The sequence below is a fragment of the Pseudoalteromonas sp. 0303 genome (genome assembly GCF_013349995.1).
Taxonomy (GTDB): Bacteria; Pseudomonadota; Gammaproteobacteria; order Enterobacterales; family Alteromonadaceae; genus Pseudoalteromonas.
This window is the reverse complement of the sequence record NZ_JABVXF010000019.1, coordinates 54227-80942: the sequence shown is the minus strand read 5'-3', so window position 1 is coordinate 80942 and position 26716 is coordinate 54227. Positions and strand designations below refer to the sequence as shown.

Below are 26716 nucleotides of genomic sequence, written 5' to 3'. Positions count from 1 at the left end.
GGTTTAAAAATTAATGCGGTAATTTTTTATCAAAAGGAAATCATGAGGGAGATTTGAATATTGATAAAAATATTAATGCGTTGTAAAAAAATTGTTTTTTAAATGGAGGAAAACGTTTTGCCCCTCGTCTATAGAGTTAGGCTGTGTAAAAACAGTCGTAGTATGGTTGTTAAAATATGTAAGTTTAAAGCACGTTCATTGTTATTAGCTAGTGTATGTTTTTCTGCAAATATATTATCTAAAGACAATGGGTTATATGTTTTTAAGATACCATCTCAAAGAGCTGATATTTCTCTAATTCAATTTGCTGAACAAGTGGATTTAACACTTTTATTTCCTCAAGACTCGGCATTTGATAAACAGGCAAACCGACTAATTGGCGAGTTTTCTATCCAAAGTGGGTTAAACGTTCTCCTTAACGAAACTGGTTTAAGAGGACAGCTTAAAGAGAATGGTCAGCTTGTAATCTTTGAAGAAGATAACTCGGAGACGAATGACAACATGTTAAATTTTAATAAAAATAAAGTTGGGGCAGCTATTGTCGCAATTATATCAGGGTCGCTTATTTCGCAAACTGCAATTGCACAAGATGCTGAAAGTAACGCACAAGATAATGAAATTGAAGTAATACAAGTAAGTGGTTTCAAGAATAGTTTGATCAAAGCGCAAGCTCTAAAGCGTGATAGCACCTCTGTTGTTGAAGCTATAACCGCAGAAGATATTGGTAAATTACCAGATTCTAGTATTGCTGAATCATTGGCTCGTTTACCAGGACTTGCAGGTGAACGACGAAATGGTCGAACTAGTGGATTATCAGTTCGTGGTTTTAAAGAAGACTACGTAGGTACCACAATGAACGGAAGGGAGTTACTAGGTATTGGTGATAACCGAGGTGTTGAATATGATCTTTACCCTTCAGAAATTATCAGTGGAGCAGTTGTTCATAAAACTAGCGATGCGTCACTCCCTGTAACTGGCATTGGTGGCACTGTTGATTTACAAACAATAAGACCATTGAATGCAGAAGAAAACGTAACCTTAAATGCTATTTACGAATCAAATGGTATGGATTCTAACAATCCCGATTATGATTCTGAAGGCTATCGTCTAGCTTTTGCAGCTAATGGTAAGTTTGCTGATGATAAAATTGGACTTGCAGTTGCCATTGCATCGACAGAATCTCCAAATCAAGAAGAAAATATGGGGATGTGGGGTTATGGATATAAAGGCGATGATGACTTCGAAACTCCAAATGGTGGTTTTGCATTTAGTCGCTCTTCTGTATTGCGTCGCGATACCATTTCTAAAGTATTACAATTCAAACCTAATGACGATCTTGATATCGTTGTAGATGGGCTGTATATCGACTTTGAAGACGATATGGTTATGCGCGGTATGATGGAAGGCTTTAATGGTCATACTAATGTAACTGTAGAAGATGGATTAGCAGTAGCTGGTACTCATAACCCTTCTCACTCATATTTACGAAGTGATGCGAATTTAAGAACCGGTGAGCTTAAAACCCTTGGTCTAAATATTGATTATCAAGTAAATGATAAACTTAAAGTCGGTTTTGATGTATCTCGTAGTGAAACTGAGAAAAGTGATTATAATGCAGAGGGTTATGCAGGCGTAGGCCGTGGGGGGTCATATTTTCAAGGTGATGCAACTGTACGCGATTGGGTTTTGACGGATAAAGGAATTAACTACCAAAATAGCAACATCGATTTCAGTGATTATAATGAAGTATTGGTTGCAGGACCACAGCTTTGGGGTGGCAGTCTTGCACCAGTTGAAATATTTCAAAATGCAGAACAATTAGGTGCACCCACTCCTAGCCAATTATCAGATTCTGATCGCATTGCATTACAGGCAGAATATGCTGCAGCAAGCGAGAGACCTCATCCTGATACATTTGAACAATACTTAAAAGATAAATATGCACCTAAATATAATGCTGCTCAAGATGGGTTTATAAATGAAGCTGTTTTTGAAGAGCAACTGACAAGTATTCGTTTAGATGGTACATACACTTTTGATGATGGGTTTGTTACTGCTGTTACCGCAGGTGTTCATTATTCAGATAGAAGCAAATCAAAATATAACCGAGGTTGGTATGGCACAGCACCAAGCTTTCCCTATGTTGGTGATACTGTTCCTGAACAATATCGTGTTGGTTTAGCAGATTTAAATTGGATTGGCTTAGGTGATATAGCCGCATTTGACGTTTATAGCATGTATCAAGATGGCTATTATGTGTTGACCGACTCGATGAATCTGCAACCAGATCGTATTGGTGATACTTATACGATAGATGAAACAGTCACTACATTATTTACAAAAGTTGATTTTGCAAAAGATATAGCAGATTACTATGTGTCAGGTAATATCGGTGGCCAATATATCAAAACAAAGCAATCTTCTAGCAGTGCATTTGGTACAATCGGCGCTGATTTATATGTTGAAGCAACACCATTAGTTTCTGATATTTCATACTCAAACTTCCTACCAAGTATTAATATTAATGTCGATCTGAATAACGACCATATAGTACGTTTTGCAGCGTCTAAGACGATTAGTAGAGCTAGATTTGACTATTTAAAAGCTGGTGGTGCAGTTAAATTTGAACCAAATTATGATGTTTTGGTTAATGACACAGAATCAAGGGGGGATGGTCCTTGGCAGGCTAATAGCGGTAACCCTACATTAAAACCTCTAGAATCAAATAATTTTGACTTGTCTTGGGAGTGGTATCCTGCTGCAGATATGTATTTAGCTGCTGCATTCTTCTATAAAGATTTAGTTAATTGGCACAGAGCGGGTGTGGCTGATTTTGACTTTGAACCTTACTACATTGAAGGCTATCACCAAGCTACAGATTCTGTATCAGGCGAAGTTGTAACGCCTAAATACTTCGATGGATATACATCGTTACGTGAAGATGGTCTCACAGGAAGTATTAACGGGATAGAGTTACAAGCAAGTATTCCACTTAATACAATCGCTTCTTTTCTTGATGGTTTTGGCATAGTTGCAAGTGCCGCATTTAATGATGGTGAATTAGATAATGGCGATGCAATTCCGGGCATGTCTGATGAATCATATCAAGCTACGATTTATTACGAAAACAATGGTTTTGAAGTTCGTGTAGCTGCTACGAAACGTAGTGATTACGAGTCAGAGCAACGTGGTGGTAGTAACTCACTTGTACCTGTAAATCGTCTAGGTGTCACATTAGTTGATGCTCAAATTAGCTATGATTTCTCACAATCAGAAGTTGACTTACTGAAGGGGTTAAAAGTCTCACTTCAGGCTCAAAACATCACTGATGAAGATGAAGTTAATGCAGATCAATTAGATCCTCGAAAAGTTTATAACTATTCAAATTATGGTCCGAATTACCTTCTTGGTATCAACTATAGTTTTTAAGTTAAATCATGAAGACATACTCAGCTGAGTATGTCTTCATTTCTATTGTTCGGGTGTTCTATGAATAAAATAAAGAAAGTAGTTATTGTTGGTGGCGGTACAGCAGGTTGGATGAGCGCAGCCTTAATTAAAAAGTTACTTCATAAGCAAGTTGATGTATGCCTAATTGATTCTGAGCTAGTGCCTACGGTTGGAGTTGGTGAAGCTTCAATCCCACCAATTAGAGCAATTAATGATGTATTAGGTATACCTGAACTTGATTTTTTAAACGCAACAAATGCCTCTATAAAATTAGCTATCAAGTTTGAGAATTGGCACAACGAAGAAAAATGCTATTTCCATACCTTTGGAGGAGCTGGATACAGTTCACCATTTTGTTCATTTCAACACTATTGGTTATATGCAAAAGAAGTAGGATGTCATGATTCATTTTGGGATTTTGATCTTAACTATTTAGCAATTAATGATGATAGGTTCTCGAATAAAACTCAACAAGACAAATTAAGAGATTTACCTTACGCCTATCATTTTGATGCAAGTAAATACGCAGAAATGTTAAAGCTATATAGTACTAACATTGGTGTAAAGCACATAAAAAGCCACGTAAATGACGTCCGCTTAGATAAATTAAACTATGTAAATAATTTAAAGTTAAAAAACGGTCAGACAATTTCAGGTGATATTTTTATTGATTGTAGTGGTCAAAAAGGTTTATTAATAAAAGAAGCTCTTGGCTGTGAATTTGAAGATTGGTCAGATTTACTTCTTTGTGACCGCGCAATTGCATTACCAAGTAAGCGTTTATCGAAACTCCCACTCTATACCCGTTCAATTGCTCATAAGTTCGGGTGGCAATGGCAAATACCACTAAAACATCGAACTGGGAACGGCATTGTCTATTCAAGTAAATTTGCGAGTGATGAAGATGCATTAGTTGTACTCCTAAAAAATATCACGGAGCCTTTAGATGTTGAACCAAACTATATTAAATTTAAAACAGGAAAAATAAAAACTCCTTGGTGTAAAAATGTAGTTGCTATTGGCTTGTCTAGTGGTTTTCTTGAGCCATTAGAATCAACGAGTATTTATTTAATTCAGTCATCAATTATTCGTTTGATAAAACTGTTTCCGCATTCGGATATTAACCAGAGCCTTATTGAAGAGTTCAATCGACAAGCTAATTTAGAGCTTGATGCGATAAGAGATTTTATTGTTTTACATTATGTTTTAAACGATAGAAAAGAAGCTTTTTGGCAAACTTACCGAACAAAACAATTACCAAGTTCGCTGAGTCACAAAATCTCACTTTTTAAAGAGTCAGGACAAGTCATTAAAGATCCTAGTGATATATTTACTGACTCTTCTTGGGTTCAAGTCATGCTTGGTCAAGGTTTAATGCCAAAAGCTTATCACCCTAGAGCAACTGATTTTGAGAAGGAGCGGCTTTTAAATTGGCTTAACGAATTAAAGTTAGTTAAACATAGCGCCCTTAAATCTCTAGAACAGTATCCAGATTTTCTTAGTAAATGTGAAAAGGGGATTTAAGATGAATGAACCGTATCATATTGCTATCGTCGGAGGCGGGACAGCTGGTTGGATGACTGCATGTTTATTAAAACATGCATATAAAGCTTTAAACGTTAACGTAACTTTAATTGAATCTAAAAATATTAACACGATTGGTGTAGGTGAGGGATCAACACCAACACTAAAATTATTTTTTGATCGATTAGGCTTAGATGAATCTATTTGGATGGACAAATGTGAGGCTACTCATAAATTAAATATCCGCTTTGAAGACTGGCAAGGTACTTCAGAATATAAACATTATGATCATCCATTTATTAGTCAGCCAGATGTCTTTCATGAGCGCGCATATTCTACTAATTGTTTAACAAGACGTTTAGGCCTAGAGGTTAATACTAAAGCAGAAGATTTCTTTCTTAACGCAAGTTTAGCAAAAGAAAATAAGCATCCTACTCCTAGTGAAAACTTCTCATTTAAAATTGCCTATGGCTATCATTTTGATGCAGCAAAACTAAGCGCACTTTTACAAACTGTAGCAATAGATTTAGGCGTTAAACATATATCAAATGAAGTTGATAAAGTAATCTGTGATGATGGTGGTTATATTAATGATTTAATATTTAACGACTGTTCGACATTAAATGCAGATTTTTTTATTGATTGTACGGGTTTTTCTAAGAAGTTAATTAAACAGACACTGAATGTCCCTTCAATTTCGTTTAGTGATAATTTGTTTAATGATTCAGCTATTGCATTGAAAGTGAACTCAGCATTGCCTGTTAAAACCCAAACCATATCGACCGCACTCTCTAGTGGTTGGCAGTGGCAAATTCCATTACAAAATTCAACTGGTTACGGGTATGTGTTTAGTTCTAGGTATCAAAGTGCAGATTCGGCTGAGTATGAACTCCGCAGTAGGCTTAACTTGATTGATAATGATGTTTCATCAAAGTTGATTAAATTTGAAACCGGTCAACTAAAGGAACATTGGAGGAAAAATTGTTTGGCCATAGGTTTATCTCAAGGGTTTATTGAGCCGCTAGAAGCAACAGGGCTTCACCTTACGTATAACTCTATTTTACGATTTATTAAGTATTTTTCTTTTTTCGAGACTAACTCTAACCATATAAAAAAATTCAATAAAACAATTGTTAATGAGTTTGAACTAACTAGAGATTACATTGTTGCTCATTACAAGTTGAATCAACGAAGTGATACTGACTACTGGCGGGATAATCGGAAAAACAATAATACGCCAATGCATTTGAAAACACTTATTAAAGCATGGGTAAACAACGAAAGATTAGAGCCTTATATATCTAATTCAGTAATAAAGAATCAGTTTTCTGCTACTTCCTGGAATTGTCTGTTTGCAGGGTACGGACAATTTAATCAGTTAGCATCTGAGCAGCCGAAGGTAGGTGATTTATATAAAGAACTTAAAATTGCAAGTTTTATTAAAGGTTGCAATCTTAATTTTATTAAAAGGGAGTAATTTGTTAGTCATAAGCTTAAATTGAAGTGGTTTGTAATTTTTTTGATAATTCCACTTTAGGTTATACAAAACAATAATTCAGGTTTAAATAAATTATGAAATTATATTATGAAAGCGGAAGTAAAACTTTTCTGCTATTTTTATCAATGTGTATATTTTTTATTAATACGAAAACATATGCTTTAAATGATTGGGAAAACCCAGCCGTTACACAAAAGAACAAGCTGCCAGCAAGGTCAACTTCTTATTCTTATTCTAGCATCGAGCTGGCGAAAAAATTCGACCGTAAAAAGTCAAAAATCAAAAGTTTAAATGGCGAGTGGAAGTTTAATTTTGTCTCTGATGACTCTAAAAGACCATTAAACTTTTACAAAATGGATATAAAGAATAACTGGCAAACTATTAAAGTTCCAAGTAATTGGGAGCTCCAAGGTTATGGACAGCCAATTTATACGAATATTGTATATCCATTCCCTGTAACTTATCCAACAATAGAGCGTGAGAATTCTGTTGGCTCATACGTGAAAGAGTTTACTGTGCCTGATGGATGGAAAGACGATCAAATTTTATTACATTTCGGTGGTGTATCATCTGCTTACTATGTTTGGTTGAATGGCAAACTAATCGGCTATAGTCAAGATAGTGCATTACCAGCTGAATTTGATATCACTAATACTGTTAAAAAAGGTAAAAATAAATTAGCTGTTCAGGTGTTTAGATGGAGTGATGGTAGCTATCTTGAAGACCAAGATCATTGGCGATTAAGTGGTATCCACCGAGAAGTTTTACTATTAGCACAGCCAAAAGTTTCAATAAGAGATATCGCAGTACGAACTAAACTTGATAAAGATTATAAAAATGCACAATTACAAGTTCGTTTGGATTATCAAAATATTGATAAACAAGATGTTGATGGATGGCAAGCAAAGATCGAACTTTTAGATAACCTGTCGGGTAATAAAACCAAAACAATTACGAAATTATCTAAAGCCCTTAACAAATTGTCTCCATTGCGTTTTCCGCAGAGGGATACTTTCGAATTTGCAAATTTTAAAGCTGACATTTCTAATCCTCGATTATGGAATACAGAAACACCTAATTTATACACACTTGTTGTTTCAATTTATGACAGTAGTAACAAGCATGTTGAATCTAGAAGTGTTCGTGTAGGGTTTCGTGATGTACAGATCACGGAAGATGGTCAACTTTTAGTTAATGGTAAAAGTGTTAAGTTAATAGGCGTAAATCGCCATGATCATCATGTTAAGAAAGGTAAAGCTGTAGATAGAGGAGATATCTTAGAAGATATCTTAATGATGAAAAAATATAATTTTAACGCAGTTAGAACATCTCACTATCCAAATGATCCTTACCTTTACGAGTTAACTGATAAATACGGTTTATTTGTAGTAGATGAGGCTAATATAGAAACTCATTATGTAGGCGGCAAGTTTGCAAACTTGACTTCGTGGGCTGGGCCTATGTTAGAGCGTATCGTTAATATGGTAGAGCGGGATAAAAACCATCCATCAATCATTGCATGGTCTTTAGGTAATGAATCTGGAACAGGGCCTGCTTTTGCCGCAGCGTCAGGTTGGATCCGAGATTTCGATCCTACTCGGTTTATACATTATGAAGGTGCACAAGGCGACCCGAATCATCCAGAATATAAGCCAGTTAAAGGTTACTCAGAAACATCAAGTGATCATGAAAAAAGATTTACGGATTTAGCTAATCCAACCGATCCTCCGTATGTTGATGTTATAAGCCGTATGTATCCGACTCCTGCTCAGCTAGAGGGTCTTGCAACTAGCCCTTATATTAAACGTCCAATTTTAATGTGTGAATATGCACATGCAATGGGGAATTCATTAGGGAATTTATCAGAATATTGGGATTTGATTTGGGGTAAGAAAAATTTAATCGGTGGTTTTATTTGGGATTGGATTGATCAAGGCTTGGAAAAACAAGCTCCAAATGGTGAAACCTATATTGCCTATGGTGGTGACTTTGGGGATTCTCCAAATGATAGTAATTTCTGTATCAACGGAATTATTGATTCTTATAGAAAACCAAAGGCTGTTACAGAGGAAGCCAAATATGTATTCCAACCTATTAAAATCACTTCTACAGATTTAAAATCTGGGAAATTTTTAATCCAAAATAGACTATTTTTTACAGATTTAAGTAAATATGTACTTAATTGGAAGTTAACTGAAAATGGCAAGGTAGTACAGTCGGGTAGTGTCACTGATTTAGCAATTAAACCAAATAAAATGGGAGTTTTAAAGCTTAATTACAATAAGCCTGAATTAAAAGAAAATGCACATTATTACTTACAATTTCAATTACAACAAAAGCAGGCTAGCGCTTGGGCAAATTCAGGTTATACAGTTGCTAATGAGGAGTTTAAGCTGCCATGGTTTAATAGTAATAAGTCTGAAGTCTTAAATTCAGGTAATTTAGAAATAAGTGAAATTGCTAATAATATTTCAGTGAAAAATAAGCAGTTTAGCTTGAATGTTAATAAGAGTACTGGCTTCATTGATAGTTATTCAATTAATAGCAAAGGTAAAAGTGTTAGCTTAATTTCAGAACCATTACAACCGCAGTTTTGGAGAGCGCAGACAGATAATGACCGATTAGGTTGGTTAACCCATGAAGAGTTAAAATTTTGGAAAAATGCAGCTAAAAATCTGCGATTAAATAAGGTAGATGTAGAGAAAAATGCTGACAACTTAGCGCATATTGTTGCTACATTTAATGTTGAAGATAAAGTAAGTTTGAAAATTGAATATATCGTTAATGGAAATGGTAAAGTTAATATTAAACTAAACTTTGATGCAGATAAATCTCTACCAACTTTACCTAGAATTGGCTTAAAAACCTCATTGAGCTCAAACTTTGATAATGTCGAGTTTTTTGGAAAGGGGCCATTTGAAAACTATCCAGACCGAAATAAAGGCGCTATGACAGGTCTTTATAAAGGTAAAGTCGAAACGTTTGTTGAAAGTTATGTTCGCCCACAAGAGCAAGGTAACCGAACAAATATTTATTGGCTAACGTTATCAAATGATAGACAAACTGGCTTAAAACTGACTTCTGACGAACAGTTCAACTTTAGCTATCAACCTTGGTCTACAGAATTATTGGACAAATCAACGCACACTTATCAATTAGAGAAAGATGGGAAATTATATCTAAATATTGATTTTAAACAGGCAGGTATTGGTGGCAATGATACATGGAGTAAAAATGCTGCACCTCTTGAGAAATATCAAGTTAAATCGGGTTTGTATTACTTCTCAATTATTCTTAATCCTCAAATAAAATAATTCATGTGGCGCACCTTGGTGCGCCATCCACTAAATTAACACTTTATTTGGAATACATAATGAAAAAAATAATAGGTTCTTTAATAACATTATATTTTGCAAGCTTTCCAGTTGCTTCAGAACAGTATCCTGATTGGCGCAACTCAGTACCAAAGCCAGTTTACAAAGATAAAAATGAATACGTTGACCTATATTACAAAGCATGGGAGTTAGCTCAACAAAAAATGAAGGTAACAGAAAACCTACCACAATCACCATATATGGATGAAGCATTATGGGACGATACTATCTGGATTTGGGATACAGCATTTATGGTATTGTTTTGTAAGTACTCTCCAGATGTATGCCCAGGTGTTGAGAGTTTGAATAACTTTTATGTGCCTTTATTAGATAAAAATATTGAAGAGGGGACATTTCCGTTAAATATTCAGCATCCTGATAATCCACCATTATTTGCTTGGGCAGAATATGATAATTACAAATTTACAAATGACAAAGAACATATTTATCATTTGTTAAATGAAACCCAGTATCTTCAAAAGCATTTTGATTGGTTTGATAAAATAGAGCCTGAATGGCAATTTAAATCGAATGCTTCAAAAAGAAAGTTGAGTGCAAAAACGGCTCTGAAAAAGCATAAATATGGCTATTTTTGGGGGGGGACGCCTAGCGGGATGGATAATACCCCTAGATACCGAGACGGCTTATGGGTTGATGCGATATCTCAACAGGCTCTTTCAGCTCTATATATAAGTCGTTTAGCTAATGATATTGGGGATAAATCACAATCTAAACTATGGAATGAAAAATATAATAATCTTAAGACTATAATTAATAAGTATTATTGGGATGAAAAGGATGGGTTCTATTATGATATTGATGCAACAACATTAGAACCGCTTAAAGTAAAAACACCAGCTTCTTATTGGCCGTTACTTGCTGAAGTAAGTTCTCAAGAACAAGCCAAAAAAATGGTAGAGCATTTATTAGACCCAGCTACGTTTGGCGGAGCTAGACCTTGGGTTACTGTAGCAAGGGATGATCCTAGCTTTACAACACCAGATGGTAATTATTGGCGAGGTGGTGTTTGGCTTCCAACCGCTTATATGGCAACAAAAGCGATAGAAAAATATGGTTTCCATGAACAAGCCGACAAAGCAGCTAAGAACTTATTAGATCATATGCTCAGAACTTATAAGAACTACTCACCGCATACTATTTGGGAGGCTTATAGTCCAACAAGAGATACGCCAGCTGAACATAATGGAGAGCGAGTCAGGGAAGATTTTTGTGGTTGGTCAGCTTTAGGTCCAATTTCATTATTCATTGAGAATATATTGGGCTTTAAAGAAGTTGATGCTCAAGCTCGAGTCGTGAAATGGCATTTACATAATAACTTTGAACATGGAATTCAAAAATTACGTTTTGATGATACGACAACAGACATAGTTTTTGATGGTAAAGAGCATATTTTTGTAAAATCAGATCAGCCATATACTTTAATTGTAAATGGTAAGAGGCTGTCTATTAAAGCAAATATTCAGCAGTTTAAAGTGGCTGTGGTGAATGGAGAGTTTTCGGTTAAATAATAGTAAATTTATAACAGGCTTCAAATAAATAACATTGATGTTACCATTAATCAAGTTGTGACGTTCTTAGTTTCACCTGGAAGCCTGTTACTTAATAAAATATTTATATAGGTATAAGATGAATTTTAATTACTTAAAAAGCATATGGGCTTGTATAGTTTTTTTATCATTACTTTCATTATATGGTTGTCAAGCTGATAAAAAAGTTGCTGTAGATAAAGGTGATACAAAATGGTGGGTGGGTGTTGTATCTTCGGGTCATAAAATGCCTTTAACATCAAATATAGAGTTAGAAACGCGTGGAGCTACTCACTGGAACCAAGTCCAACCATTAATACTATCGAATGAAGGCGATGTTATTTTCTCAGAACACCCAATGAAAATAACCTATAAGAATAAAACTTTTGACTTTGAATCTGACAAGGACAGTATTTTTCAAAAAAAAGTAGGGGGCACACTTAAAGAAGCATATTTATATGCAAGTAAATTATTTTTTCCTCCATCTGATAATATGCCAAATGAATTATTATTTACAGCGCCACAATTTAATACCTGGATAGAATTAACTTATAATCAAAACCAAACTGACATTTTAAACTATGCAAGATCTATCATTGATAATGGTTTTGAGCCAGGAGTTTTAATGATAGATGATACTTGGCAAAAATCATACGGACAATGGGAGTTTGACCCAGTTAAATTCCCAGACCCAGAGTTCATGATCTCATCTCTTCATAAAGTGGGCTTTAAAGTAATGCTCTGGATAGCCCCTTTTGTCAGTGGTGATATTCCACAATATAGAGATTTAAAAGAGAAAAAAGCATTTCTTAAGCATCCAGGTTCTAATAAACCATTAATGGTTGAATGGTGGAATGGACAAAGTGCAGTATTAGATTTATCAAATCCAGTTGATCAAAAATGGTTTAAATCTCAGTTAGATAGATTAGTTAATAAATATAATGTTGATGGCTTTAAATTTGATGCAGGAGATGCTGAGTTTTATGTAGGAGGTGACAGTTATGCCAATGTTACAGCAAATCAACAAACTGAACTATATGCTCAGATAGGTTTAGATTATTCTTTAAATGAATTTAGGGCAACTTGGAAATTGGGCGGAAAAGCCCTTGCGCAAAGGCTAAGCGATAAAGATCATAGTTGGGAAGACTTAGAAAAATTAATACCACAAATGAATTTACTTGGAATTATGGGTTATCCATTTTCTTGTCCAGACTTAATTGGAGGAGGTCAGTATCTGTCATTTGAAGGGGAGGCAAAAATCGATCAAGAGTTGATTGTTCGTTCAGCGCAAGCACATGCTTTAATGCCAATGATGCAGTTTTCAGTTGCCCCCTGGAGAATTCTAGATCCTGAACATTTAAAAATAGTAAAGGAAGCTACTGATATTCGGAAAAAGTTCAAAGAATACATCTTAGAAACAGCTAAAAACTCGGCGAGAACAGGGGAGCCAATTATGCGTCATATGGAATATGAGTACCCTCATATGGGCTATGCTATGGTTAAAGACCAGTTTTTAATTGGGGAAAATCTGTTAGTAGCTCCAATTATTAAGAAAAACTCAAAAATGCGTACTGTATTTATTCCCCCCGGTAAGTGGAGAGACAATCAGGGACATATTTTAATAGGGCCCGTAGTTCATGAAGTTACTGTAGAACTTGATACATTACCTTATTATTCTAAAATTTAATCATCATATGCGGCACCTTAGTGCCGCAGTTATCATTTAAAATCTAGGATCCGTCTCGCAAGGCTTGCCATCATAATCTCGATCCAATTGTGTATTAGGACAATTTTTAATAAAAAAATTAGCTTCACTCAGTGAATTCATTTGCTCACAATATTGTCTGCCGTCACATTCATATTTAAATTTATCAGAAGAAAGCCTGTTTGATTCCCTTTTTTCAAATCGGGTTTTTAATGGAGTAATAATTTGTGACTGTACTGTTTCTTTAATCGTTGTTTCTCCATAGTTAACTGCATAATATTCCCATGAAAAATAAGCTATGATTATGATTAGAAAAAACTTCCTCATGATGAATCCTTGTTATTATTGTTTAGACTAATGTGAATCGTGAGCGGGATTGAAGCCTAAGCCTTATGGGCCAACCCGAAAGTCTTACTATAATAAGGTGAAGAAATAATATTAAGTAAAATTAGTGGCTTATGAATTAAATACGAAATTTCTGATAGCGTAGATAAATAAAAAGTTTGAAATGAACAGCAGTTTTAAGTATTAAATCATTAGAAATATCAATTTAGAAAACTAGACAATTTAATAGCCTATACCTAAAGATTAAAATGTAACAAATGCCCATAAATTACGTTATGTTAAATAGAGTGAAATAATTAAAAGTGGGAGTTAAGTTGCTAACTAGCCCACTTTTAGAAGGGTTTTAAATAGCTTAATTTAGCTCAGAATCTACCCAAAACTTAGTGCCTTTCAGTACCGCTTGTAACGCAAGGCCATTTTCGGTTAAAGAGTAAACAGTTACTTGGTCTGCAATTGCTTCGGCAACTAAAGCGCCACCTTTATCTTCATATTTTGCTGCTGCATCTGCATTTCCTCCGAATGCCCAACCATGTTCAATAAAGCGATTTACTGCTGCTTGGTTATGAAAGACCATCACAACATTAAAGTCTTTAACACCTAAACCTAGACCTAAACCCGCTTCACCCATATTCATGAAAGTTGATTTACCGGTTAGGTTGTTTTTAACAACACCATAGCCACCGCCAAAACTGGCTAAAACAACATTTACATTGGCATTATCAAAAACCGCATAACCAGCAGAGTTAGCAATTTGTTGTTTAACATCAGGTTTTTGAGTGTAAAGCTCACTTAATGTATTGTTTTTCATGCTTTGTACTAAAGCACGTTTTTCATCGGGAGATGCACTGCCTGTTGTAGCACAACCGGTTAAAATTGAAGTGATTAAAACTAAACTAATAGCGATAAACTTTTTCATACATATTCCTTGAATATTAGTATGGCAATCTAGTTAATGTTGCAAATACTAAAGATATATTAAGTCCAATACTAGACAGTATCGGACTTTATGGTAATCTTATAACTAGCTATTTTACAAGATATTACATCATTATGCTCGTTGCTCTCGTCGATACACTAAAACAACTGCGTTACCAAATTGCCCATCTTGAAGATGATACTCTTGCAACAGAATATCCAGAACTTGATAACTTTATACATCAAGTTGGATTGACTGTTGCTGAATCAAAAAATGACTTAGTTTTTCTTTATCAGTTTTTATATGTGTATGGCCGAAAATCAGAAGCCACATTTAATCGTTTTCGAAATGAGCTTGAGCGTTTTTGTTTATGGTCGTGGTTGGTTGCTGAAAAATCGGTATTTGATCTAAAACGTGACGATATTGAAGCTTATGTTGATTTTATGGTTGAACCAGATTCAGCCTGGTTATCAAATTCAGTGCAATGGCGTTATAAAGATGAACAAGGCATAAGACGACTAAATACAAATTGGCGCCCTTTCATCAATAAAGAAAATATTGCTAGCCAACAAACACTCGCAGCTATGTTTACAGCACTCAATGTTTTTTATAAGTTCGCAATTTTAGAAGAAAAAACCTTTGCTAACTTTGTACCGGTTGTTAAAAAGAATAGCCCTTACTTAGTTGTGCAATCGCAAATTAAAATCCCCGATACACTCAGTGATATTCAATGGGAGTATGTATTTGGCGTTACTCGAGATTTATGTGAGCAACAACCTGATTTAGAAAGAAATTTATTTACTCTCGCTTGCTTAAAAGGATTGTATCTACGAATTTCTGAGTTATCCGAGCGCCCTCAGTGGTCGCCGGTTATGTCACATTTTTGGCAAGATAATGATGGTTTTTGGTTTTTAAGAATTATGGGTAAAGGTAACAAATTACGCGATGTTACCTTAAGTGAAGATTTTATATCTTATCTAAAACGTTATAGGCTTTACCGTGGTTTACCTGCCCTGCCCCGTGTTGATGAAGCTGAGCCGCTTGTTCACAAAATTCGTGGTAAAGGGGGAATGACTGTTCGACAAATTCGTCGTTTGGTACAACAAAGTTTTGACTTAGCAAAACAGTCTCTCTTAAAAGACGGCTTTAAAGATGATGCGGAACAACTTGAAGCGGCGACTGCTCATTGGTTAAGGCATACCGGTGCAACACACGATGCTCAAACAAGACCGCTAAAACATTTATCTGAAGATTTAGGTCATGCAAAAATCGCTACGACGGATCAAATTTATATTCAAACAAATATAAAAGAACGTGCAAAGTCTGGAATAAAAAGGAAAGTTTAATGGAATATACAATACTGGCGTTAGTCGGTTTAGCTTTATTATTTTACTCACTGACGATTCGGCAATTAGAGCGAACAGAAATTACTGGGCCGATGTTTTTTGTGTTGGTCGGAATTGCAATGTCTTACTTTTTGCCGAGTGAGTTTAAGTTAGGCGAAGCCGGACTCAGCGACATTTTACCTTTGGTTGAATTAACCTTAAGTATTTTTTTATTTACCGATGCAGCAAAATCAAAACTCCCCGTATTAAAACATAGTTATCAGTACCCTAGCCTGCTACTTTTTGTGGCTTTGCCGATGACATTACTGTTAGGTGTTGCCGGTGGATTGTTTTTCTTTTCGGAGTTATCACTTTTTCAATCTGCCTTGATCGCGATTATTTTAACACCAACGGATGCTGCGCTTAGCAAAGGAATTTTAGAATGTACATCGGTACCAGAAAAAGTTCGCGAAGGAATCAATACGGAAAGTGGTTTGAACGATGGCCTTTGCGTACCCATCTTTTTAGTTTTACTTTTATTAGCTCAAAATCCAGAAAGTGCTGTAACGACAATTGATACTTTACTTGTTTTTACAAGAGAGTTAGGTGTTGCACTGGTTATTGCAGGTGTGTCGATGGCAGTATTTATTCCACTTTTAAAAATTGCATTAGCACGTCATTACTTTGCAAATAATAGCAGTCCATTTTTATTGATTGGTTTAGTGATGGCCATTTTCTCTTTAACACAAAATTTACATGGCAGTGGTTTTATAGCTGTTTTTGTTGCGGGACTTTTATTTGATTACTTAGCACCCAAAAAAATTCGTATAACATTAGTTAAAGACTCAGAGCATATCGCTGAATTCGTTGCCCTACTTATTTGGTGTTTATTTGGTTTTGTATGTGGTCACTTAATTGTGAATGATATTACCTGGCCAATTGTTTTTTATGCGTTATTAAGTGTTACGATTTTTAGAATTGTGCCGGTACTACTTTCACTTATGTTTACTAATCTAAATTTTAAAGACAAGCTTACTTTTGCGTGGTTTGGTCCTCGAGGTTTGGCGTCTATCGTTTTCACTTTAATGGTTATGGATACAGCAATTGCAAACAAAGAACAAATTGCCACAGTAACATTAACAACCATTTTATTTAGTGTGTTCATTCATGGCATGAGTACCAAGCCCATCGCAAAAAGTTACCAATAAAAAAGGCGCGTTGAGCGCCTTTTTTATTTTTACAACTTAAAGTAGCTCTGCAATTAATTGCAGTGGATGCTTTGGCTTAAATTTTTCATAGCGCTTCACTTGGCTACGACAAGAAAAGCCAGTTGCTAAAATAGTTTCAGGCTCATTATTAGAAATAATTGGTTGCCAACTCATTTCATAAAGAGCCCGTGAATTTTCTTGGTTTTGCTTTTCGTGGCCGTATGTTCCTGCCATACCACAACAACCCGTACTGGTAGTTTCGAGTTGTAAATTTAGATCAGCAAAAATGGTTTGCCAAACTTTAGAAGCATTCGGCATTGCTGTTGTTTCAGTACAATGACTTAATAATTTAAATGGCGAACTCGTTGTAGTGGCAAGAGTAACTTGTTTAAAGTTTTGCGTTTGAAGCCATTCATGAGCTAATTCAACTTTAAAGTCACCACGCTGATCTTTTAATATTGAGACATACTCATCTCTGTAACACATAACCAAAGATGCATCGAGCCCAACTAAAGGCGCGTTGATTTCACTCAGTGAATTTAAAAACTCAGCTGCATTTTTTGCTGTTGTTTTAAATTCATTTAAAAAACCTTTTACATGCTGAGCTTTACCATTTGGTTTAAACGGTAATAGCATCGGTTTTTTGCCTAGCGCTTTAATCACTTTAATAAAGCTTTCGACTAATTCAGCTTCGTAAAAACTAGTGAATGGATCTTGAACTATTAGTACATACTCTGCTTGTTGTTCTTTTGAAAGCGAGTTAAGTAATTCAAAATTAAATTGCTGATCTTTAGAAATACGTTTAGAAAGTTGCGGTACGCTTAAGCTTGGCGTATCAACATAACCAATGGTATTTTTAATTAAACCTGAAACAAGCTTTGTATTTACAATTGGATTTACCACTTTAGCAAACTTTGCCATCACCGGCACAGTTTGTTCGATGCCTGCAACTAAGTAATCTTTAGCAGGACGAGCATAATAACTGTGGTAGAAATTTAAAAAGCGTGAACGGAATGTTGGTACATCAACTTTTATTGGGCATGCAGTTGTACATGCTTTACAAGCTAAACATTCATCCATTGATTCTTTCACTTCGTGAGAGAAATCATAAACACCTTTTTTCTTATCGCGACTATGTTGATAGCGTTCCCACCAAGTGATTACTTCGCCATTAACTAATTCTTTTTCGACATTGAGTAAATCTATATTTTCAGACTCTTGAAGTCGCAACCATTCGCGCATTAAACTTGCGCGACCTTTAGGTGAATAACGGCGGTCACCTGTTACTTTATAAGATGGACACATTGGTGATTTTTCATCGTAGTTAAAACACAGGCCATTACCATTACAGGTCATCGCGTTATTAAATTCTGTTTTAACATCGATAGAAATTTCATTGTCGAACCAGGCACGCTTTTGATCATCAACAGAAACGAGTGAGTCTTTACTTTCAATTGGCGTACAGATTTTACCTGGGTTTACTCTGTTATTTGGATCAAATGCCGCTTTGATTTTTCGAAGTTGTGTAAATAAATGCTCGCCGAAAAATTCAGGGCCATATTCACTTCGATATCCTTTGCCGTGCTCACCCCACATCAAGCCGCCATATTTGGCAGTCAGTTTAACGACTTCATCTGAAATATGACGAAGTAATTTTTCTTGCTCAGGGTCACACATATCTAGTGCAGGTCTTACGTGTAATACGCCGGCATCAACATGACCGAACATACCATATTGTAGGTTGTGGTTATCGAGAAGTTCACGAAACTCGACTATAAAATCTGCTAGGTTTTCTGGAGGTACTGCAGTATCTTCAGCAAAAGCTAACGGTTTTTGACTGCCTTTTACATTACCTAAAAGGCCTACTGATTTTTTACGCATTGCATAAATTTTTAAAATATCAGCTTTGTCATTCGTTAACTGATAACCGATCACCCCATTAGTTTGTTTTGCAACACATTCATCGAGTAGCTTACAGAGAGTGTCTACTTTATCTTTAATATCTTCAGGTGAAACTGCATTAAACTCAACCATGTTGAGCCCTTGCATATCTTTGTTTTCAACATCGGTTATTAAGTCCGATACTGAATGCCAAATGATATCTTCTCGAGCAAGGTTAAGTACTTTGCTATCGACTGTTTCTACAGAAGTTGCATTTGCTGCAACTAGAAATGGTGAATGACGAAGTGCAGAATCAAAGCTATCGTATTTAATATTTATTAATGTTTTAAATTCTGCAATTGGCGTAATGTTAAGTTTCGCTTCTGTAACAATACCTAAAGAACCTTCGGAACCAGTAATTAATCGGCTCATATCAAAGGTTTGTAAATCATCAGAAAAAATATGTTCTAAATCGTAACCGGTTAGAAAACGGTTTAAACGTGGGAATTTTTCTAAAATAGCATCACGGTTTTCAAGGCCAATATCGATAACTGTTTTATATAATTTACCTACAGTCGTGTTTTGTTCAGCAATTACTTTAGCTTTTTCAATAGGTATAGGGGTTGTTGACATTTCAGTGCCATCAACAAGATAAGTTGTTAGGCCTAAAACGTGATCACTGGTTTTGCCATAAACCAAAGAGCCTTGACCAGAGGCATCTGTATTTATCATGCCACCGATTGTTGCTCGGTTACTTGTTGATAAATCGGGTGCAAAGAAAAAACCATAAGGGCGTAAAAAGTCATTTAATTGATCCTTTATTACACCCGTCTGCACGCGTACCCAGTTTTCTTCGACATTGATTTCTAAGATTTCACGCATATAACGTGATAAATCAACAACTATACCGGGTGTTAGCGATTGGCCATTAGTACCCGTACCGCCACCGCGTGGACCAAAAGTCAGTGATAAAAAAGGATCACGTGAAGCAATTTGCATAGCAAGTTGTATGTCTTTTGCTGACTTTGGAAAGATGACACCTTGAGGTACCTGTTGGTAAACGCTGTTATCGGTCGATAAACTTAAACGTGTAGAAAAGCTTGCATCGGTATCACCACTAAAACCTTGTTTTTTAATTGTTTCTAAGTAATTAGATACGAGTTCTGTGGCGGCTTGTTGTTGGCTTATTGTTGCTATCATGACGGTGATAAATTAAGGCATTTTGCAAATTATATCATGCTAATAGCTAAGATAAATTGAAGATTTTACAGTTTGTAACACTCTTTTTATCGATTTGAGGGGCAATACTTTTATACTGTTTATTAAAGCAGCAAATGAGATAGTCAGATGAAAAAAATTGCATTAATCAGTTTAGGTGCCTTGTGCATGTTATTGGGTTTAGTTTTTGTCATTATTCCCGGACCGTCGCTGATCTTCTTTATTGCAGGGCTTTTCTGTTTATCTTTTTATTATCCTAAAGCGCGTGATTATTTAACCGTGTGCCAAAAGGCTCTGACTAAGTCATGTGCTTATATCGATAAAAAACTTGCTCGCTGATTTAAAGGGCGTGTTGCCCTTTGTAGATTAGACTTTGTTCACTCTAGGGGCGATTTAATCGCGGCGCGAGATTTGAAACCTAGTGGGCTAAGTAAAAATCGAGCAAAGCTACCGCGTCCTGCTCACGCTCCTTACCTACATCCATGTAGGTAACAAAGAGTTAATCGCCCCTAGAAAGAACTAGAAGGTCAACACACCCATCGAAGTAACAAAAATGCCAGCTAAGTGCTGGCATTTTTTATATTAGAATCTTTATTTTAGTTAAATAAAGTACTTAGTCGGCTAATTTCTTAGCAAGATATAACCAAGTTTCTAATACTGTATCTGGGTTCAGAGAAACAGAATCAATGCCCTGCTCAACTAACCAAGCTGCAAAGTCTTCATGATCTGAAGGACCTTGACCACAAATACCTACGTATTTGCCTTTTGCTTTAGCAGTTTGAATAGCCATTGATAATAGTTTCTTGATTGCAGGGTTACGCTCATCAAATAGATGCGCAATTAAACCTGAGTCACGGTCAAGACCTAATGTTAACTGAGTTAAGTCGTTTGAACCGATAGAGAAACCATCAAAATATTCTAAGAACTCATCTGCAAGTAACGCGTTTGATGGTAATTCACACATCATGATTACTTTCAGACCATTTTCGCCACGTTTAAGGCCATGTTCTTCTAGTAATTCAATAACGCGCTTACCTTCTTCAAGCGTACGAACAAATGGGATCATGATTTCAATATTAGTCATACCCATTTCGTTGCGAACACGTTTAATCGCTTCACACTCTAACGCGAAACAGTCACGGAAATCTTCAGAGATATAACGTGCTGCACCACGGAAACCAATCATTGGGTTTTCTTCTTCCGGCTCATATTGTTGGCCGCCAACAAGGTTTCCATATTCGTTTGACTTAAAGTCAGACATACGAACAATGACACGCTCAGGTGCAAACGCACAACCTAGTGTTGCAATACCTTCAACAAGCTTAGAAATATAGAATTCTACAGGTGATTCATAACCTGCCATCATTTCTGAGATTTCAGCTTTTAGCTCGTCAGATTGAGCATCAAAGTTAAGAAGTGCTTTAGGGTGAACACCAATCATACGGTTGATTACGAATTCAACACGCGCAAGGCCAACACCTGCATGAGGTAAGCGTGCAAAGTCAAATGCACGATCAGGGTTACCTACGTTCATCATAACTTTCATTGGTAACTCTGGCATTTCATCAACACGTGAAGTAAGTACTTCGTAATCTAAAATACCTTCGTAGATATAACCTGTGTCACCTTCGGCACACGATACAGTTACATCTTGGCCTGCTTTAATTAAATCAGTTGCATTACCACAACCAACAACTGCAGGAATACCTAATTCACGTGCAATGATTGCCGCGTGACAAGTACGACCGCCACGGTTTGTAACAATCGCAGCGGCACGTTTCATGATTGGCTCCCAGTCTGGGTCAGTCATGTCAGTAACTAGAATGTCACCTTGTTGTACTTTGTCCATTTCATCAATTGAATCTAGTACGCGTACTGTACCTGAACCAATCTTGTGACCAATTGCACGGCCTTCAGCAACAACAGTGCTTGTACCATTTAATTGGAAACGCTCCATAACGTTAGCGTCTTCGTTTGAACGAACTGTTTCTGGACGTGCTTGAACGATGTAAAGTTTACCGTCGCTGCCGTCTTTTGCCCACTCGATGTCCATTGGACGACCGTAGTGCTTTTCGATGATCACAGCTTGCTTTGCAAGTTCTTGAACTTCAGCATCTGTGATTGAGAATTTGTTTGAAAGTGACGAATCTACGTCAACAATTTCTACTTGCTTACCATGTGATTCATCCGCAGAGTAAATCATTTGGATTGCTTTTGAACCAATATTACGGCGAACTACTGAAGGTTTACCGTTAGCAAGCGTTGGTTTATGAACATAAAATTCATCTGGGTTTACAGCACCCTGTACAACCATTTCACCAAGACCATAGCTTGAAGTGACAAATACAACATCTTCAAAGCCAGATTCAGTATCAATACTGAACATAACACCTGAAGCTGCTTTATCTGAACGAACCATGCGTTGGATGCCAGCTGATAATGCAACACCACGGTGGTCATAACCTTGGTGAACACGGTAAGAAATAGCGCGATCATTAAATAGTGAGGCAAACACGTGTTTGATAGCAGTCATTACTGCATCAATACCACGTACGTTTAAAAACGTTTCTTGTTGTCCTGCGAATGAAGCGTCTGGCATGTCTTCTGCTGTAGCAGATGAGCGAACTGCAAATGAAACATCTTGTGATGCGTCGCCGTGTAGTTGGTTATATGCGTCGCGGATGGCTTGGTCTAGGTTTGGTTGGAATGGTGTATCGATAATCCATTGGCGGATTTCGGCACCGACTTTAGCGAGTGTATTTACATCATCCACATCCAATGTGTCTAAAATATCGTGGATTTTTGAGTTTAAACCAGATTGCTCTAGAAACTCATTGAATGCATCAGCGGTTGTAGCGAAACCACCTGGCACTTGAACACCAGCGTTAGCTAGGTTTGAGATCATTTCACCTAGTGAAGCGTTTTTACCGCCAACACGAGGAACATCTTGCATACCAAGCTCTTGATACCAGAGAACGTATTCTTGCACGGATCTTTCTCCATAAACAAATTGTAGTACTAACTGTGAGAGTTAAGAAAGAAAACCTTCTAAAAAGGTCTTAGTCATTCTACACTGGCAACAGACCTCACGTAAACCGTGAAGCCCCTATTTTGCAGATAAAGGTAATAAAAAGGTTAAATATGAGAACTGCATTTTATATTTCTGATGGAACAGCAATCACCTCTGAAGTGTTTGGTCATGCGACCTTATCTATGTTTCCTGTTGAGTTTAATCACAAAACAATTCCTTTTGTTGAAACAGAAAAAAAAGCAATTGAAGTTAAGAACTTAATTAATTCAACAGCGCAACGTGATGGTGAACAGCCACTCGTGTTCTTCACTTTTGTAAACCACGAGCTAAGTGAAATTATTAAATCGTCTTGCGCGGTGTGTTATGACTTTTTATCACAATACAGTGATAAAATTTCTCAAGAGTTAAAAGTTGCGCCAGTACCGAAGGTTCATAGAACGCATTCAATGCACGAGAAAAGTTATGATTTTCGTATTGATGCTGTTAACTATGCGTTGACCAATGATGATGGCGCTAACATTAAAAACTACTCTGAAGCCGACATTATTTTAGTGGGTGTTAGCCGAAGCGGTAAAACACCTACTAGTTTATACTTGGCATTACAGTATGGCATTAAAGCAGCCAATTACCCGCTAACAGAAGATGATCTAGAAAGAGGCACCCTGCCTGAGTGTTTAAAAGCTTACAAACATAAACTTTTTGGTTTAACGATTGACCCTGTTCGCCTTGCCGATATTCGCCAGCGACGTATGGCCAATTCAAAATATGCGTCTTTAAAACAATGTCGTATCGAAGTACGTGAAGTAGAAATGCTTTATAAAAAGCAGAAGATTCAATTTTTAAATTCAACTCATCATTCAGTAGAAGAAATTTCTGCAAAGATTATATCTGATACTGGACTTGAAAGACGTAAGTACTAACCTATTTAGTATCGGACATTAAAAAAGGCTGCAATGTGCAGCCTTTTTTTAATAACTTAGTGTTACTTACGTGCGTCTTTTAATAAATCAGCAACTAAGAAACCTAGTTCTAAAACTTGATCCGCATTTAAACGTGGGTCGCACTGTGTGCGGTAGCGTTGTGCTAAATCTTCATCAGATAATCCATACGCACCCCCAGTACATTCAGTCACGTGCTGGCCAGTCATTTCAAGGTGAACACCACCAGGGTATGAACCTTCAGCTTTGTGTACTGCGAAGAACTGGCTAATTTCACGAAGAATATTATTAAAGCTACGTGTTTTATAACCTGAGCTCGCTTTCTCTGTATTACCATGCATTGGATCTGAGCTCCAAATAACTTTACGGCCTTCTTGTTGTACTTTACGTACTAGTGCCGGTAGTTTCTCTGGAAGAACATCAGCACCCATTCGTGTAATTAACGTTAAGCGACCTGGAATGTTATCTGGGTTAACTGCATCAATAAGTTTGATTAGCTCATCTGGGTCCATGCCTGGGCCAACCTTCACACCAATTGGGTTTTTAATACCTTTAAAAAATTCGATGTGTGCATGATCAAGTTGACGTGTACGTTCACCAATCCAAACAAAGTGTGCAGAACAATCGTACCAATCACCTGATAAGTGGTCACGGCGTGTTAGTGCTTCTTCATAGCCTAATAACAACGCTTCGTGTGATGTAAATAAGTCTGTTTCTTTTAAGCTCGGTGCAACGGTTGAGTCGATACCACACACTTCCATAAATTCAAGCGCATCTTGAATTCTGTCAGCTAGCTGTTGGTATTTCTCTTTAAGCGGATTTGCAGCAACGAAGCCCATGTTCCAGCGGTTTACTTGATGTAAATCGGCTAAACCACCTTGAGCGAATGCGCGTAATAAATTCAGCGTTGCAGCACTGTGATGATAAGCCGTCATCAATCGCTGTGGATCAGGTACACGTGCTTGCTCTGTGAATTCAAAATTATTGATGATATCACCACGGTACGAAGGTAATGAAACACCATCGATTGTTTCGTAATCTGATGAGCGAGGCTTAGCGTACTGACCTGCCATACGTGCAATTTTAACTACAGGGCATTTACCACCATAAGTTAAAACAACGGCCATTTGTAAAAGGGTTTTAAATGTATCGCGGATATTTGCGGCATTAAAGTCACTAAATGACTCTGCACAATCACCACCCTGTAATAAGAAGGCTCTACCTTCGCATACAGCTTCTAGTTGTTTGTATAAGCTACGCGTCTCTTCGGCAAATACCAAAGGTGGTGCGCTTTTTAATTGCCCTTCAACAGATTTAAGGGCTTCTTGATCTGGGTACTCTGGCTGCTGAAGTATCGGCAGTTTTCTCCAGCTGTCTGGGTTCCACGATTGCATGTTCTTTCCTCATTCCTAACATAGACCGTTAACGAAAACTAACTTATTGCACGTACTAAGTTCAAGGACAATATTCAGCTATTTATGATTATTTCGCTATTTGATAAACAGTTTCGATATTAACAATTAGAACTCCATGATTTTATTGTTATAAACCAGTTAGTTACACCTGTTTCACGAAGTTTTCGTTGACGCACCACAGAAGAACACATCTTACCTTAATCAAGCCATAGTGTAACCTCAGCTTTACATGTGAAAAAAATCCTTTTTTACGTTTTCATTGATCAAATTCAAAAGTTGTACTAGCAAACAATGTAGAGAACACATCATACGCAATTCAGCTTAATTATTAGGTCAGCAATAAAGAAAATTTAACTTTAAGTAATCATGGGATAAGGTTAGAATTAAATTAACTTTAAGTAAGATGTGTTCCTATGAGTTCCAAGTTAGAAATACGCAGTCAGTTTGATTTAGTAAGTGAGTTAACTCATTTGTTTTGTGAAGAATTAAAGGAAGTGGGTTTTCATAAGGCATTATATTATCAATTGCCAGATATCGATATAAACGACGAAAAGAAAGTCCCTTCTTCAATTAGTGTACAAAAAATTGAAGGCGATGATGCTCATAAGTTAATTCTAAATTCCTTTGGTGATTTTTATAAAAAGACAGGATTAAGTAGTCGAGTATTAAAAAGACATCCAGGTTTATTAGTTTTAAAAGATGTCGATAAGCAACATTTCATTGCAAGGATAAATCAGTTAAATAAAGCCAAAGCTGATTTTAAAAATAGTGTAATAGCTATCGATAATAATGATGCGCGATTTGAAGCGGTTCATAATGCTGTGCCTAATCTCATTACACTTGCTGCATATCGTAAGATCCATTTTGAAACTGAATCGCCCTACTCTGTTCGTTTTACTTGGATGCACAAACACGCAACTAAAACGCTGACAAAAAAAATGGCCTTAGCAATGCTCGATAAATCGGCTAGTTATTCTAATCCAAGAATGATCGACCAACACTCTTGGCAAGCGCTAGTTGCACAAGAGCAAAGTCGTGTTGCAAGTTTAGGTGAAAAAGAAAAATTACGAATTCGTAGACCTACAAGAGTTAGTCCACAAGTTAATGTAAGGTATACAGCTCAAAACCGATATCATGTTAGTGCTGCTTTACCTTTTATTTTGATAAACCCAGAACCAGATGTAAAACTTGGTACATTATCTGATTACCAAAAACCAGAAAGTCATCCTCGAAAAAGAGAATATGATTTCTTAGTTGATAGACTTTACTTAGAACAAGTTACAGATTGATTATGTTAAAAAGGCCACATATGTGGCCTTTCCTTTATAGTTAGCAGTATTT

The 26716-nt window shown here is 36.4% G+C and carries 16 protein-coding genes; 11 read left to right on the top strand and 5 right to left on the bottom strand.

The features are described from left to right. The first annotated feature begins 315 nt into the window (after nt 1–315). From HUS62_RS13505 to HUS62_RS13480, 6 genes are all read left to right on the top strand, one after another. Nucleotides 316–3429 carry a TonB-dependent receptor gene (locus HUS62_RS13505; protein WP_282658475.1) on the top strand — a complete coding sequence of 1038 codons (3114 nt, stop codon included), beginning with the start codon at nt 316–318 and terminating at the stop codon, nt 3427–3429. Nucleotides 3430–3489: 60 nt separating this feature from the next. Next, nucleotides 3490–4974 (top strand): tryptophan halogenase family protein, encoded by a 1485-nt coding sequence (locus HUS62_RS13500; protein ID WP_175079952.1) that lies wholly within the window; start codon nt 3490–3492, stop codon nt 4972–4974. A 1-nt stretch (nt 4975) separates the two neighbouring features. Further along, nucleotides 4976–6451: a tryptophan halogenase family protein gene (locus HUS62_RS13495; RefSeq protein ID WP_175079951.1), complete on the top strand. Its 1476-nt coding sequence runs from the start codon at nt 4976–4978 to the stop codon at nt 6449–6451. A 95-nt stretch (nt 6452–6546) separates the two neighbouring features. Continuing rightward, entirely contained in the window at nt 6547–9786 is a 3240-nt protein-coding gene (locus HUS62_RS13490; RefSeq protein WP_175079950.1) for a glycoside hydrolase family 2 TIM barrel-domain containing protein, read from the top strand. Nucleotides 9787–9845: 59 nt separating this feature from the next. Beyond that, on the top strand, nt 9846–11375 hold the full coding sequence (locus HUS62_RS13485) for an MGH1-like glycoside hydrolase domain-containing protein (protein WP_175079949.1): 1530 nt from the start codon (nt 9846–9848) through the stop codon (nt 11373–11375). Nucleotides 11376–11493: 118 nt separating this feature from the next. Further along, nucleotides 11494–13080, top strand: coding sequence for a glycoside hydrolase family 31 protein (locus HUS62_RS13480; protein ID WP_175079948.1), 1587 nt, complete (start codon nt 11494–11496; stop codon nt 13078–13080). A gap of 36 nt (nt 13081–13116) precedes the next feature. On the opposite strand, the gene HUS62_RS23510 is transcribed toward HUS62_RS13480, so the two are convergent. Together HUS62_RS23510 and HUS62_RS13470 are read right to left on the bottom strand one after the other, a co-directional pair. Then, the gene (locus tag HUS62_RS23510) at nt 13117–13425 is read right to left on the bottom strand and encodes an excalibur calcium-binding domain-containing protein (RefSeq protein WP_175079947.1); all 309 of its coding nucleotides are present in this window, start codon (nt 13423–13425) and stop codon (nt 13117–13119) included. A 370-nt stretch (nt 13426–13795) separates the two neighbouring features. Beyond that, the gene (locus HUS62_RS13470) at nt 13796–14359 is read right to left on the bottom strand and encodes a YSC84-related protein (RefSeq protein WP_175079946.1); all 564 of its coding nucleotides are present in this window, start codon (nt 14357–14359) and stop codon (nt 13796–13798) included. A gap of 134 nt (nt 14360–14493) precedes the next feature. Here HUS62_RS13470 and HUS62_RS13465 point away from each other — a divergent pair, with 134 nt between their 5' ends. Continuing rightward, nucleotides 14494–15705, top strand: coding sequence for a tyrosine-type recombinase/integrase (locus HUS62_RS13465; protein WP_175079945.1), 1212 nt, complete (start codon nt 14494–14496; stop codon nt 15703–15705). Continuing rightward, entirely contained in the window at nt 15705–16892 is a 1188-nt protein-coding gene (locus HUS62_RS13460; RefSeq protein WP_175079944.1) for a sodium:proton antiporter, read from the top strand. Before HUS62_RS13465 ends, HUS62_RS13460 begins: the two co-directional genes overlap by 1 nt. 36 nt (nt 16893–16928) lie before the next feature. Here the strand turns inward: HUS62_RS13460 and HUS62_RS13455 are convergent, their stop codons facing one another. Then, on the bottom strand, nt 16929–19973 hold the full coding sequence (locus tag HUS62_RS13455) for an FAD-binding and (Fe-S)-binding domain-containing protein (protein ID WP_175079943.1): 3045 nt from the start codon (nt 19971–19973) through the stop codon (nt 16929–16931). 147 nt (nt 19974–20120) lie between these two features. Between HUS62_RS13455 and HUS62_RS13450 the strand changes: the two genes are divergently transcribed. Continuing rightward, a complete protein-coding gene (locus tag HUS62_RS13450) occupies nt 20121–20330 on the top strand; it encodes a PGPGW domain-containing protein (protein WP_175079942.1) in 210 nt (69 codons plus the stop codon). A gap of 274 nt (nt 20331–20604) precedes the next feature. On the opposite strand, the gene ppsA is transcribed toward HUS62_RS13450, so the two are convergent. Beyond that, on the bottom strand, nt 20605–22980 hold the full coding sequence (gene ppsA / locus HUS62_RS13445; protein WP_175079941.1) for a phosphoenolpyruvate synthase: 2376 nt from the start codon (nt 22978–22980) through the stop codon (nt 20605–20607). A 152-nt stretch (nt 22981–23132) separates the two neighbouring features. Between ppsA and HUS62_RS13440 the strand changes: the two genes are divergently transcribed. After that, nucleotides 23133–23942 (top strand): pyruvate, water dikinase regulatory protein, encoded by an 810-nt coding sequence (locus HUS62_RS13440; protein WP_058584340.1) that lies wholly within the window; start codon nt 23133–23135, stop codon nt 23940–23942. A gap of 62 nt (nt 23943–24004) precedes the next feature. On the opposite strand, the gene HUS62_RS13435 is transcribed toward HUS62_RS13440, so the two are convergent. After that, nucleotides 24005–25354 (bottom strand): class II 3-deoxy-7-phosphoheptulonate synthase, encoded by a 1350-nt coding sequence (locus HUS62_RS13435; RefSeq protein WP_054563102.1) that lies wholly within the window; start codon nt 25352–25354, stop codon nt 24005–24007. A gap of 434 nt (nt 25355–25788) precedes the next feature. Between HUS62_RS13435 and HUS62_RS13430 the strand changes: the two genes are divergently transcribed. Next, complete coding sequence (locus tag HUS62_RS13430; RefSeq protein ID WP_175079940.1) at nt 25789–26664, top strand: DNA replication terminus site-binding protein; 876 nt, start codon at nt 25789–25791, stop codon at nt 26662–26664. Nucleotides 26665–26716: the final 52 nt, after the last annotated feature.